Source organism: Litoribacter ruber (assembly GCF_018500185.1).
GTDB classification, from domain to species: domain Bacteria; phylum Bacteroidota; class Bacteroidia; order Cytophagales; family Cyclobacteriaceae; genus Litoribacter; species Litoribacter ruber.
Genome location: NZ_JAHBGI010000009.1, coordinates 48286 through 61226, shown reverse-complemented (window position 1 = coordinate 61226; position 12941 = coordinate 48286). Strand labels below are relative to the sequence as shown.

11 protein-coding genes and 1 pseudogene are annotated in these 12941 nt (G+C 43.5%); 5 read left to right on the top strand and 7 right to left on the bottom strand.

The window, feature by feature from the left end:
- Positions 1-44: 44 nt before the first annotated feature.
- The gene (dgt, locus tag KIH41_RS12860; protein ID WP_246535306.1) at positions 45-1427 is read left to right on the top strand and encodes a dGTP triphosphohydrolase; all 1383 of its coding nucleotides are present in this window, start codon (positions 45-47) and stop codon (positions 1425-1427) included.
- Here dgt and KIH41_RS12855 read toward each other — a convergent pair.
- Positions 1424-2572, bottom strand: coding sequence for an AAA family ATPase (locus tag KIH41_RS12855; protein ID WP_213944538.1), 1149 nt, complete (start codon positions 2570-2572; stop codon positions 1424-1426). The two genes, dgt and KIH41_RS12855, sit on opposite strands and share 4 nt — an antisense overlap.
- Before the next feature lie 244 nt (positions 2573-2816).
- Between KIH41_RS12855 and ileS the strand changes: the two genes are divergently transcribed.
- Positions 2817-6203 (top strand): isoleucine--tRNA ligase, encoded by a 3387-nt coding sequence (gene ileS / locus KIH41_RS12850; protein WP_214162712.1) that lies wholly within the window; start codon positions 2817-2819, stop codon positions 6201-6203.
- Positions 6204-6275: 72 nt separating this feature from the next.
- Positions 6276-6920, top strand: coding sequence for a lipoprotein signal peptidase (locus KIH41_RS12845; RefSeq protein ID WP_213944537.1), 645 nt, complete (start codon positions 6276-6278; stop codon positions 6918-6920).
- Positions 6921-6963: 43 nt separating this feature from the next.
- Here KIH41_RS12845 and vapC read toward each other — a convergent pair whose 3' ends face one another.
- The 4 genes from vapC to purN all read right to left on the bottom strand — a co-directional run bounded on the left by vapC (position 6964) and on the right by purN (position 9980).
- Positions 6964-7356, bottom strand: coding sequence for a type II toxin-antitoxin system tRNA(fMet)-specific endonuclease VapC (gene vapC, locus KIH41_RS12840; RefSeq protein ID WP_213944536.1), 393 nt, complete (start codon positions 7354-7356; stop codon positions 6964-6966).
- A gap of 2 nt (positions 7357-7358) precedes the next feature.
- On the bottom strand, positions 7359-7595 hold the full coding sequence (locus KIH41_RS12835) for a hypothetical protein (RefSeq protein ID WP_213944535.1): 237 nt from the start codon (positions 7593-7595) through the stop codon (positions 7359-7361).
- Between the two features lie 165 nt (positions 7596-7760).
- Positions 7761-9287, bottom strand: a complete 1527-nt coding sequence (gene purH, locus KIH41_RS12830) for a bifunctional phosphoribosylaminoimidazolecarboxamide formyltransferase/IMP cyclohydrolase (RefSeq protein ID WP_214162636.1) — start codon at positions 9285-9287, stop codon at positions 7761-7763.
- Positions 9288-9422: 135 nt separating this feature from the next.
- Positions 9423-9980 carry a phosphoribosylglycinamide formyltransferase gene (purN, locus tag KIH41_RS12825; protein ID WP_213944533.1) on the bottom strand — a complete coding sequence of 186 codons (558 nt, stop codon included), beginning with the start codon at positions 9978-9980 and terminating at the stop codon, positions 9423-9425.
- Between the two features lie 148 nt (positions 9981-10128).
- Between purN and KIH41_RS12820 the strand changes: the two genes are divergently transcribed.
- Positions 10129-10740, top strand: a complete 612-nt coding sequence (locus tag KIH41_RS12820; RefSeq protein WP_213944532.1) for a Uma2 family endonuclease — start codon at positions 10129-10131, stop codon at positions 10738-10740.
- Positions 10741-10800: 60 nt separating this feature from the next.
- Here KIH41_RS12820 and KIH41_RS12815 read toward each other — a convergent pair whose 3' ends face one another.
- Together KIH41_RS12815 and KIH41_RS12810 are read right to left on the bottom strand one after the other, a co-directional pair.
- The gene (locus tag KIH41_RS12815; protein WP_213944531.1) at positions 10801-11673 is read right to left on the bottom strand and encodes a geranylgeranylglycerol-phosphate geranylgeranyltransferase; all 873 of its coding nucleotides are present in this window, start codon (positions 11671-11673) and stop codon (positions 10801-10803) included.
- A gap of 174 nt (positions 11674-11847) precedes the next feature.
- Positions 11848-12624, bottom strand: coding sequence for a Rossmann-like and DUF2520 domain-containing protein (locus tag KIH41_RS12810; protein ID WP_214162635.1), 777 nt, complete (start codon positions 12622-12624; stop codon positions 11848-11850).
- 63 nt (positions 12625-12687) lie between these two features.
- On the opposite strand from KIH41_RS12810, the pseudogene KIH41_RS18150 reads away from it, so the two are divergent.
- Positions 12688-12900: pseudogene (locus KIH41_RS18150) on the top strand (DUF6364 family protein); the annotation flags it as partial.
- Positions 12901-12941: the final 41 nt, after the last annotated feature.

Sequence of the window (12941 nt, the reverse complement as noted above, 5' to 3'; positions counted from 1 at the left end):
TGGCTCAGCACAAGTTTCATGCCACCCGAATTCCTAATTCATTAATGAGATTAGCAAAGAGTTCCCTATTTTTGGGCATGATGAATTGGGAAAACTTATTGAAACCGGGACGTTTTGATCTCAAAGACAAACAGGTAGCCACACTTGACAACTCCAGAAGTGAATTTGAAAGGGACTATGACAGGATCATTTTCTCGGCACCCTTTCGAAACCTGCAGGACAAGACCCAAGTTTTCCCCTTGCCGGAGCATGATTTTGTACACACCAGGCTCACACACAGCCTAGAGGTTTCCAGCGTGGGGCGCTCCTTGGGAAAAATCGCTGGCGAATATTTGCTCTCAACCTACCCGACCCTTTCAGAGCAAGGCATTACATCAGCGGATATTGGTGCCATAGTCGCTGCAGCAGCTTTGACCCATGATATAGGCAATCCTCCATTTGGCCACTCTGGAGAAGATGCCATTTCGGATTTCTTCAAATTCCACCAAGAAGGTCAACAGTGGAAAGGTCACCTTTCCGCTTCCCAATGGGCCGACATGGTCAATTTTGAAGGGAATGCACAGGGTTTCCGCATGCTTACCGCCAAAAACAGTGGACTTAAGATAAGTTTTGCAACTCTAGCGGCATTTACAAAATACCCAAGGCCATCTGACCTTCCCGATCCAGAAAAGGGGAGGAGAAGCCAAAAGAAATTCGGATTTTTCCACGATCAACTTGCCTACTATTCCCTGCTGGCCGACAATTTGGGAATTACGGAGATTAGGCCTCAGGTTTGGCTCCGACACCCCTTGGCCTTTCTGGTCGAAGCCGCCGATGACATCTGTTACAGCATCATTGACTTGGAGGACGGCTGTACGCTGGGATTGGTAAGCCTGGAGGAAAGCATAAGGATGTTTGCTGCCATCTTGGGAGACAGGTTTTCTGAAGAAAAGTTGAAAGAATACAAAGGCACTTCACAGAAACTTGCCATCCTTCGAGCCATGGCCATCAATAAGCTGGTCAGGGAAACAGCTGATGCCTTTATTGAAAAAGAAGAGGCTATCAGAAAAGGGACCTTTGACCAGGCCTTGACTGATTATATCCCATCTGCCATAGCGCTGGAGGAAATCTCGCGGATCTCGGTGGCCAAAATCTATAGAAGCAAGCCTGTTTTGGAAAAAGAAGCCGCGGGCTTTCAAGTGCTGGAAGGACTGCTGGATGTATTTTCCAAAGCCCTTTATCATAAATTTTACCAACCTGAATTATACTCCGGGCAGGATAAAAGCATCTTGCGCCTACTCCCCGAAGCAATGGACCTGAATGAATATGACGGCTCAGATGCTTATGCCATCCTCCGCGGACTGGTGGACTTCATTTCAGGCATGACTGATAAATATGCCCTATCCCTATATAGAAAAGTTAAGGGAATTTCCCTACCGGGAGCCTAGGGCAGATAGTCTTTTCTAAAATATTGCTTTAAAAACCAAAGTTGAAAGGCAGGGTCCAAAAACTCATAACCTGAGCCGGTTTCCTGGATCACATCATTGTTAAATAAGATAGTTTTATTCTTGGAAACGTTGCGGGGAGTGCCGAGCCTGTACCTCTCCATTACCGCCGTGCTGGTCAGTTGATGCTCCCCCTGTACCACAGCCTTCAACAGATTCAGCTGGGTGGGGCTGAGTACCTCTACCTCCTTTTGGTACAAAGGCGTATTGGCAAAAATCAACTCTTCCAACGCTTTGTATACAAATGATTTTTCGGCTTTTTCCCCTGTCAGCTGCCAAGTGTAATGCGCCAGTTGCTGCACATACCAGGAATGGTCCTTCATCAACTCAGGGATCAGCGTGGCGATCTGCTTGTCAATAGTTTTTCCAGTCTTTTTAAAGCTCTTGACAATAAAGCTCACCCAGTCGGCCGTGGAGATTTTCTGCAAAAGCATTATATCCCCAAACCTGTAAAACGGCTTAGATGGATTGTTAAAAATATCGGTCATCATATGCCTTTTGCTTCCATATAGGCAATAGGTCACTTTTTTGTGCCTTTGCCAATGGGCACGCATCTTCTTTTCCAATATTTCATAATCTGGATAAGAGGCCAGGTTCTGAAATTCATCCAAACAAATAATAAATTGGATGTTTTTCTGGGTGGCCAATTCTTCGGGAAGGTTTAAAATCTCTTCCTGATGCTGCCTAAGCCCCTCCCAGTCAAAACTCAGACTGAAGTCCCTAAAAGGGTCCACCCCCATATTAATTCTCGGTACCAGTTGCTTGAAGAACTTACGGGCGGCCACTACCCACTCCTCCCATTTGGAGGAAGAAGCTTTGATGACTTCTTTGGCAAACATTTCCAAAAACTCTTCCTCGCTTCCCACCGAAAACAAATCGATCACGATGGTTTTGATCCGCTTCTCTTTTTTGTTGATATCCTTCACGACTTTTTCCACCAACGAGGATTTCCCCCATCGCCGGGGAGAAATCAGCATGGTGTTTATCCCTTGGGTAAGGTTATCATAAAGCTTTTTGGCATCCTTTTCCCGGTCAGTGAAAGCCATTTGGCACACGGTGACGCCATATTTGAAAGGTGACTGATCCATAATTAAATTTTTATACCATTTGGTATTATACCTTTTGGTATTATACCAAATGGTATAATCAAAGGTAATCCTTTTCCTCGGGATTTACAATGTTCAATTTTCCTTTTATTAACTCCCATTTAACCCTTAAAAACCTTAACTTTGTGCCTGCTTTTGAAAGGATTAGGGAATTGAAGCCTTTCTTAAGATGTTGAATGATGGAAGTTTAGCTTCCCAACCTATTGACTTAGCAAAAGAAAACAACGTGAAAACATATCAGGAGTACAAGCAAGTGGATTACCCCGGCATAGGGGAAAGTGTGTTGAAGTTTTGGAAAGAAAATGACATTTTCAAAAAATCAGTTGCCAACCGTGAAGGTGCGGAGACCTTTACTTTTTTTGAAGGCCCCCCTTCCGCAAACGGCACTCCTGGTATCCACCACGTGATGGCCCGTACCCTAAAGGATATCTTTTGCCGGTACAAAACCCTTCAGGGCTACCAGGTCAAGCGAAAAGGCGGATGGGACACCCATGGTCTGCCCGTGGAACTTCAGGTGGAAAAAGAGCTGGGGCTCACCAAAGAAGATATCGGCAAAAAAATCACCGTAGAGGAATACAATAAGAAGTGTAAGGAAACGGTGATGAGATTCAAAGATGAGTGGGACCAGATGACCGAGCAGATCGGCTATTGGGTGGATTTGGATGATCCTTACATCACTTTCGACCCAAAGTACATTGAGACGCTTTGGAGCCTTCTGAAAAGACTTTATGACAAGGACCTTTTGTACAAAGGTTACACTATACAACCCTTCTCTCCTGCGGCAGGCACAGGCTTGAGTTCGCACGAACTTAACCAGCCAGGTTGCTACAGGGATGTGAAGGACACCTCAATTACCGCCCAGTTCAAGGTAAAAGGTGAGGAAAACACCTATATCCTAGCCTGGACCACCACTCCTTGGACACTTCCATCAAATTCGGCTTTGGCCATTGGCGAAAAGCTGGATTATGTAAAAGTAAAAACCTTCAACCCTTACACTTTTGAAGCTGAAGTGGTAATCCTGGCTAAAGCCAGAATGAGCGGCTATTTCAACGCCAAAGCCAAGGATATACAGATAGAAGATTACAAGCCTGGAGACAAGTTGATCCCTTACCATGTGGAAGAGGAACTGAAAGGATCAGACCTACTGGGCATGGAGTACGAACCGCTTTTCCCGATCGAGGGAATCAAGTTGCCACATCCTGCCTACACCATCATCTCTGGAGATTACGTGACTACCGAAGACGGTACGGGTATCGTGCACTTGGCCAAAGCATTTGGTGCGGATGACTTTAGAACATTGAAGCACCACAACATTCCAGGTGTGTTTGTGAAGGATGAAAACGGAACAGATATCCCAGTGGTGGACAGACAAGGAAAGTTTCTACCAGTAATAGGGGAGTACTTGGCGGCCAAAATGAAGGAGCATAACATCGCGGCCCATAAGGAATTTGGCGCCGATGATTTTTATGTAAAGAATTACACCAAAGATGATGAGAGTGCCGCGGATTATAAAAACACCGACATCGTCATTTCCATCATTCTAAAAAATGAAAATAAGGCCTTTAAGGTAGAAAAATACGAGCACAGCTATCCACACTGCTGGAGAACAGACATGCCTATCCTTTACTATCCTTTGGAAAGCTGGTTTGTAAAAACCACGGCCTACAAGGAAAGATTGGTTGAGCTAAACAAGACCATCAACTGGATGCCGGAATCGACCGGGATCGGTAGATTTGGTAACTGGCTGGAAAACCTGGTTGACTGGAACCTTAGCCGTTCAAGGTTCTGGGGAACACCTCTTCCGATCTGGAGAACAGAGGATGGCTCTGAGGAAAAATGCATTGGCTCTATCGATGAGCTAAACGCAGAAATCGCAAAATCAATTGAGAAAGGATTTATGAGCGCCTCCCCATTTCCCAATGGGGAAGCGGACCTGCACAGGCCTTATGTAGACGATGTGATCTTAGTTTCTTCCAACGGAGAAAAAATGCTAAGAGAGCCAGACCTAATTGACGTATGGTTTGATTCTGGAGCCATGCCTTATGCGCAATGGCATTATCCATTCGAAAACGAGGATATCTTTAAAGCCAATTATCCGGCTGATTACATCGCGGAAGGCGTGGATCAGACTAGGGGCTGGTTCTTTACCCTGCACGCACTGGCAGTGATGCTATTTGACAGTGTGGCGTTCAAAAACGTAATAGCCAACGGCTTGGTGCTGGACAAAAATGGCAACAAGATGTCCAAACGTCTTGGCAATGCCATTGATCCTTTCAAAACCCTGAAAGAATTTGGACCGGATGCTTTGCGCTGGTATATGCTTTCCAATGCAAATCCCTGGGACAACCTGAAATTCAACCTTGACGGTGTGGGTGAGGTACAGAGACGTTTCTTTGGAACCCTCCAAAACACCTATAACTTCTTCGCCCTGTATGCTAATCTGGACTCTTTCACCTACGACGAATCCAAAAAGATTGCCGTGGCGGAGAGACCTGAATTGGACAGGTGGATCATTTCTAGACTCCAGTCATTGATCCAAGAGGTGGAAAACGCCATGGACAACTATGACGCTACTAAAGCCACTAGAGCTATTATGGGCTTTACCGTTGACCAACTTTCCAACTGGTATGTAAGGCTGGCAAGAAAACGATTCTGGAGAGGCGACCTCAACCACGATAAGCAGGCGGCATATGAAACACTTTATGAATGTCTATTGACTCTTTCCCAATTGATGTCCTCATTTGCACCATTCTATTCGGACTGGTTGTTTAGAAACCTAACGTCCGGAGCCCGTGATGCAGGACAAAGCATCCCTGAATCCATCCATCTTACCGAGTGGAACAAAGCTGATGAGGAATTGATCAATGAGGATCTTTTACAAAGTATGCAGCTGGCTCAGGACATCTGCTCGTTGGTTCACAGCCTAAGAAAGAAGGAAAAACTCAAGGTAAGGCAGCCATTACAAAAAATCCTTGTACCGATCTTGGCTGAAAAAACCAGAACCCAGATCCAGCATGTGGAGGAATTGATCAAAGCAGAAGTGAACATCAAACATATCGAATACATCGATGATACTTCTGGTATTTTGGTAAAAAATGTTAAACCTAACTTTGCTAAGCTCGGTAAGCAGTTCGGCCCTAAAATGAAGCTGGTAGCTGCGGCGATCGGCAAGTGGGGCAAGGATGAGATAGCTGAAATTGAGAAAAACGGTGCCATTTTCATTGATCTGGATGGGGATAAAGTCACCCTTACCTTAGAAGACGTTCTCATTACTTCTGAAGACATTCCGGGCTGGTCTGTGGCTACAGAAAATGGGGTTACAGTAGCTTTGGACGTAACTTTGACGGAAGAATTGAAGCAGGAAGGCATAGCCAGAGACTTGGTCAACAGGATCCAAAATTTAAGGAAAGATATGGGCCTTGAAGTGCAGGACAAGATTAACATCAAAGTCGCTAAGCATGAGGACCATGTAAATCAGGCGTTGGAAAACTTCTCCAAATACATTCAGGAGGAAACTCAGGCCCTGTCTTTGAGTGTAAATGGCAACCTGGAGCAGGGAACCATTTTGGACATGGATGACTTTGAATTAACGGTTAAGGTGGAAAAGGCTTAGGTCTTTTCCGCATTTGATAAAATAAAAAAGTATATTGGCCCTGCATCCCTGAGAAGCACGCAAAGAGACCTTATGAAGTATTTAAAATATTTTGGCATTGCCTTGTTGGTGATCATCATCGACCAGGTGGTCAAATTACTAGTCCACTACCAAATGGATTTTGGTACCCCGGGCCAGATCAAAGTGATTGGCGACTGGTTCAAGCTCCATTACACCACAAACCCGGGCATGGCATTCGGCATGCAGCTTGGATCCGAATATGGCAAGTTGATTCTTACCAGTTTTCGATTAGTTGCCATGTTCGGCATAGGGTATTACTTATATTATTTGATAGATAAGAAGGCTCACGTGGGCTATATTGTCTGCATAGCCATGATCCTAGGTGGAGCCATTGGCAACCTGATTGACAGTATATTTTACGGCGTACTACTTCAAAACGCCCCTTACAATGCACCATCCCCGTGGTTTCACGGGCAGGTGGTAGACATGTTCTACATTGATATTTGGGAAGGCTTTATCCCGGAGTGGGTTCCACTATGGGGAGGCAGCTATACGGCGCTTTGGCCGATCTTTAACGTGGCGGATGCAGCCATTTTTGTAGGAGTAGCCATAATCCTGATCTTCCAAACCCGATTCTTCGAACACGAAAAGGCACAAGCCGAAAGAGATGTAGAAGAAGAAGATGAAGTCCAGAAACAGTTTCTTAAAGAATCTTGATCAAAATAGTAAACCTCAGCAGAAGCTGAGGTTTTTTTATCCCTTATTTTGTCCAGTTTTCTACCCTTATATTTTGAAGGCGATTGAAATGCTTTTCATTATTTGTCACTAAGGTCAAATTATTCCCAATTGCCGTGGCCCCTATAAGAAGATCCAATTCATCAATGGTTCTCCCTTCTTTATTTAACCTTACTTTTTCTTTGGCGTAAATATCCAAACAACTGATTATTGGAAGAATTTTGAATCTGGCTATAAGTCCGTCAATAATAGGCTTATTTCTTTCTGGATTAGAGCTTTTCTCTACACCATATTTTAATTCCGCAACAGTTATTTCTGAAATAAAGAGATTTTCAAATCCTACCAGCTCCATTTTGTCAACTAGCTCATATCTTCCCTTTAAAAAATAAATACAGATGTTAGTGTCTAACAAATACATCCTTATAAATCTTCTATATCACGCTTCGTATACCTATTCGCTCGAATACCCTCAATTATTTCTTCCGCACTCTCTTCCGATTTCCAAGCCCCAAATAAATTCTTCCAAGAATCATCTGTTTTATCCGAATCTTTTAAAGACTCTTTAATTTTATTAATTAAATCAAGTTTGACATCAGGGCCCAAATCTTTAACCATTTTAAAGATGTTTTCCGCCATATCTATTTTATCTGTTTCCATAATCAAACACATTTAAACTACCTTAAATTAACAAATAATTTTGAGATTTAGATTCTTGAATTAATAAACCCTATCTCTTAGGCCCCCAAAAACATTTAAATAAAAAAAAACACCCCGGTTTCCCGAGGTGCTTTCCTAACTAACTCATCTAAATTGAGGATAATCTTAATGCTTGAAATGTCTTACACCTGTCAGCACCATGCTCATTCCTGCGCCATCGCAGAAGTCTATGCTGTCTTGATCCTTAATAGACCCACCTGGCTGCACCACGGCTGAAATCCCTTCTTTGGAAGCAATCTCCACACAGTCAGGGAAAGGGAAGAAAGCATCAGAGGCCATCACCGCGCCGTTGAGATCAAACCCGAAGTGCTTGGCTTTTTCGATAGCTTGCTTAAGTGCATCAACTCTTGAAGTTTGTCCAACACCGCTGGAAAACATCTGGTTGCTATTGCTAAGAATAATTGTATTTGATTTGGTATGCTTACAAACTTTCGCTGCAAAAACCAATGCGTCCTTTTCCTCTTCAGTTGGCGCCTTTTTGGTCACCACCTTGAAGTCTGCTTTGGTTTCGGTCTGAAGGTCCTTATCCTGCTCAATTATGCCGTTTAGCAACGTCTTGATCTGCTTGGTACCTTCCAGTTTGGCCTTCTGCTCAAGTAGGATTCTATTTTTCTTTCCTTTCAGCAGATCCAGGGCATCCTGATCAAAGCTTGGTGCAATAAGCACTTCAAAGAAAAGACTGTTCATCTCCTGCGCAGCAACCAAATCAACCTTTTGGTTGGTAATCAACACCCCGCCAAATGCCGATAAGGTATCGGCAGCAAATGCTTTTTTATATGCGTCCTGAACAGATGACCCGGTGGCCACGCCACAGGCATTGGTATGCTTAAGAATGGCAAAAGCAGTTTCCCCCTCAAATTCAGCGATCAAGTTAACCGCCGCGTCCACGTCCACCAAATTATTGTAAGAAAGCTCCTTGCCGTTCAACTGCTCGAACAGGTCTTCCAGTTTTCCATAGAAATGAGCCTTTTGATGGGGGTTTTCACCATACCTCAAAGCTTTCGCATTGGATTCTGAAACCTTGAGGGCCGGAATTTCCTCTGATTGGTTGAAGTAATTGAAGATATGGGTGTCATAATGGGATGACACTTTAAATGCCTGTGCGGCAAAATACTTCCTGTCTTCCAGAGTGGTCCCGCCACCGTTGGCTTTCAACCTCTCCTCCAACTCCCCATATTGGTCTTTGGAGGCGATGATAGTCACATCCTGGAAGTTTTTGGCTGCAGCCCTGATCAGGGAAATACCACCTATGTCAATTTTCTCAATAATATCCGCATCAGAGGCACCAGAGGCAACTGTTTCCTCAAATGGGTACAAATCCACAATGACCAAATCGATAGGAGGAATGCCATATTCGGCAGCCTGATCTTTGTCCCCATCATTATTCCTACGGTGTAGAATCCCCCCAAAAACCATCGGGTGAAGCGTTTTTACTCTTCCTCCAAAGATGGACGGATAACCGGTAAGGTCTTCAACTGCGGTAACCTGGGCTCCCTGCTCTTCGATAAACTTCTGGGTGCCACCCGTAGAGTAGATTTTCACCCCTTGCTCTTTAAGCAAAGCCACGATGGGCTCAAGGTTGTCCTTATAAAAAACAGAAATGAGTGCGGATTGGATTTTTTTAACAGCCATGTTTCTTTTATTTACCGCAAGGTGACAAAGGTTCTAAACCTTAATCAAGCGGTCTTTTTATTTATAAATAGAAATAACTTAACGCAGTGCCTCTGCGGTTAAATTTTAAGATGCAAAGGTAAAAAAACCAACTCATTAAAGCAGGCTTTCTATGACTTTCGGGAAATATTTGTGTTCTAAGGCATGGACTTTTTCGGCAATGGACTCCGGATCGTCATTTTGGCTAAGTTCCACGCTTTCTTGAAAGATCACCCTTCCCTCATCATACTTTTCATTGACATAATGGATGGTGATGCCAGTCTCAGCGTCACCCGCTTCTTTTACGGCTTGGTGCACCCTCATGCCATACATACCCTTCCCACCATACTTGGGCAATAGGGCCGGATGGATATTAATGATCTTATCGGGAAAATCCTGGACTAGCTGATCGGGTATTTTCAAAAGAAATCCCGCCAGAACAATCAGATCCACGTGCATCTTGGCAAGTTGATCGCCTACGAGCCCTTCCTCCAAATCGGATTTATCGAAATGAAAAGTGGGGATGTCGTATTTTTTTGCTCTTTCAAGCACAAAGGCATCTTTCTTATTGGAAGCCACTACAGCCACCTTGGCCTTTTCGGAATCCTGGAAGTATTGGATGATTTTCTCGGCATTAGTGCCGCTGCCCGAGGCAAGGATGGCTATTTTTTTCAAAACGTAAGGATAAAAAGGTTTATAGAGACAAATTTAAGAAAAATGGGCACAGGAGAGAAACTTATCATCTTTATCTAATATCAAAGCAACCATCTTACAATTTAAATTTTGTACCAATTTTTAAATCAAATTTTGGTAAATTAAAGTAATGAAAACAAAGGGTGAGAAAAATATCCTCAAAGAACCTGACGCCTCATACAGCAGGTATACTTATGCCGATTATTTGACATGGGAAATGGATTCAATGGTGGAACTGATCAAGGGTAAAATTTTCAGGCAAGCTGCTGCACCTAGAAGGATTCATCAAGAGGTGGCCCTAGAAACTGCAAGAAAGCTAGCAGATTTCCTTGATGATAAAGCCTGCAACATTTTCATTGCACCGTTTGATGTAAGGTTGCCAATCAAATCCCAAAAAGCCGAAGACATCACCACTGTGGTCCAACCTGATATCTGTGTGGTCTGTGATCCTTCAAAGCTGGATGATTTAGGTTGCATAGGTGCTCCTGACTTGATCATTGAAATCCTTTCTCCCGGAAATAACCAAAAGGAACTTATTCATAAATTTGATATCTATGAGGAATGTGGTGTAAAGGAATACTGGATAATCCACCCCACAGAACAGACTTTATTGATTTATACCCTCACTGATGGCAAATTCATACCTTCAAGGCTTTTTACCATCGGTCACACGGTGAGTTCAACAACAATCCATGGTTTTCAACTGGATTTAAAGGATATTTTTAAATATACAGAGGGTTGAAATCATAGCCCTTCAATAAGACTTTTTCTTATACGTCTAAGCGTCTGCGTGACCCTTATCTCAAAGAAACGCCATGCTCAAAATCCCCGTCAGCATCAAGATTTTAGCCAGGAGGCTGAGTTGGGTAAAATGCTTCTTCCTATCCGCATAATATATTCTATACATAAAATAAAAAAACAGGATGCTCAAGCCACCAAAGTAGAAATACAGCAGGTCACTGCCCACCTTGAAGGTGACCACAAGTATAGACATCACGAATAATCCCGCAATGGCAAATATCACCTTTTTGGTAGCCCTGAAGCCGATTACAATGGGCAAGGTGCGGCAGCCATGTTTCCGGTCGCCCTGTCGGTCCTCGATATCTTTGATGATTTCCCTGATCAGATTGATGAAAAACGCAAAAATAGCGTAGGTGAGCACATATAGCTTGGTGGTTTGGTAATAATACCCGATGATCCAAATGGCCATCCCTCCCAGCAGCGCCACGGTCAGGTTGCCTATAAAAGGCATTCTCTTAAGTGTGTTGCTGTAAAGCCAGAGCACAAATGCCGCAAAGAAATTGATTATGGCGATCCTGGGACTGACTAAAAATCCAATCCCTATCCCGGTAAAATTAAAGATGGTGTGCAAGGTCATCACTACCCGTCTGCGCATTCCTTTGCCCACCACCACTTCATGGGGCCTGTTTACATAATCAATCTTTACATCGTAATAATCATTGATCATATACCCTGATGCCGTAAGCAAAACAGTGGAAATGATGATAAGATAAAGATTTGGATCTTGAAGTATAGGTATGCCCGTCCGGGTTTCTTCAATTAGGAAATAGGCGGTCAAAAGCTGCGCCAACGCCACTATCAGCAGATTGGCAGGTCTAATGATCTTCCAAAATGCCTCCATCGTAAACTTCTTAGCACGCCGCTGTACTTTCATGCCCGTAAATTACAAAAAACCCTATTTGAATCAGCGGGTTACCAAAATTAAAATATCCAGTAAGGTCCAATCCAAGGCTCACGGATTTGCACGAAAACCAATCACAATTATATAAAAACCCAAGAGGGCTAAAAATAACGCCATTTACTATATGTACATAGTACTCATACAATATCAATTGCTATCAATAATATCCTGACTCACTACCCTATAAATTTCAGCTATGTTTTCATTAAAGGCCAAGAACCTATGGTGATTTTCCAAAGTATCCATATCCTCCCTTTTTGCGGGACCTGTCTGGGCCCGTTTGGCACCGAGTTCAAGGGTTTTGGTCATAGATTCTATGATAAGGGGTTTGAGCATTTCAAAATCCAATCCCTGCCGGTTCATCAACTCCTCGGCAATCCGAACCATGTGGTTGGTAAAATTACTGGCAAAAACAGCCGCAATATGCAAAGCCTGCCTGTCTTTTGATTTCACCACATACTGAAGCGGGGAAATGGACCGCGCCAGTTTCTTGAGTTTGCGCAAAGTATCCGAGTCGTCAGATTCCAGCAAGATGGGCACTTGGTGAAAATCAATTTCTTTGCCTTTGGTGAAAGTCTGGAGCGGATAAAAAATCCCGGTATAGGCTGCAGAACTGTAACCAAGTACCTCCAAAGGAACACTGCCTGAAGTATGCACCAAAATGCTGTCTTCAGGGAGAATGATCTGATCTGCAATATCCGAAATGGCACTGTCACTTACTGCCAACACAAATATTTCGGCTTGGCTATCCGTAAAATCCAGGCTATCCGTAGCCTCTCCCTGGTACACCCGCTCTGTCCACAGTTCGGCTTTGTCGATATCTCTGCCATAAATTTCGGTGATCTCATGTCCTGCATCCTCAAAAGCCGAGGCCAAATGCCAAGACACATTTCCTGTACCTATAATTGCTATCTTGAAATTCATGGTTGAATTTAGGGAATTTTCTGTTGTGAAATACATTTTAACAGCCCCTAGGATGCCAAATTAACTTTAAAACTCGATAAAGAGGTGATAGAAAGAGCTAAGGAGAATGCTCAGGATCATCAGGTGAGTTTGCCAAAAATGGTTAAATCTTATCTTGATGCGCTTACCCAACCAAAAGACCTTCCGACCCCATCCCAACCTACATTCTATTCTCCAGCATATTTGGCTATATGTAAAACCTACTATTCAATAACTATTAAGAATATATTCCTTTAATCCAGCCCCATACCACTAGGCCTACAACCCATTTCCACTTC

Bases quoted from the DNA above. Each gene is read 5' to 3' on its own strand.
- KIH41_RS12815 (WP_213944531.1), bottom strand. From the start codon at position 11,673: ATGAAAGTACAGCGGCGTGCTAAGAAGTTTACGATGGAGGCATTTTGG.
- dgt (WP_246535306.1), top strand. From the start codon at position 45: ATGAGATTAGCAAAGAGTTCCCTATTTTTGGGCATGATGAATTGGGAA.
- KIH41_RS12855 (WP_213944538.1), bottom strand. From the start codon at position 2,572: ATGGATCAGTCACCTTTCAAATATGGCGTCACCGTGTGCCAAATGGCT.
- KIH41_RS12835 (WP_213944535.1), bottom strand. From the start codon at position 7,595: ATGGAAACAGATAAAATAGATATGGCGGAAAACATCTTTAAAATGGTT.
- KIH41_RS12810 (WP_214162635.1), bottom strand. From the start codon at position 12,624: ATGAATTTCAAGATAGCAATTATAGGTACAGGAAATGTGTCTTGGCAT.
- purH (WP_214162636.1), bottom strand. From the start codon at position 9,287: ATGGCTGTTAAAAAAATCCAATCCGCACTCATTTCTGTTTTTTATAAG.
- KIH41_RS12845 (WP_213944537.1), top strand. From the start codon at position 6,276: ATGAAGTATTTAAAATATTTTGGCATTGCCTTGTTGGTGATCATCATC.
- KIH41_RS12820 (WP_213944532.1), top strand. From the start codon at position 10,129: ATGAAAACAAAGGGTGAGAAAAATATCCTCAAAGAACCTGACGCCTCA.
- vapC (WP_213944536.1), bottom strand. From the start codon at position 7,356: ATGTATTTGTTAGACACTAACATCTGTATTTATTTTTTAAAGGGAAGA.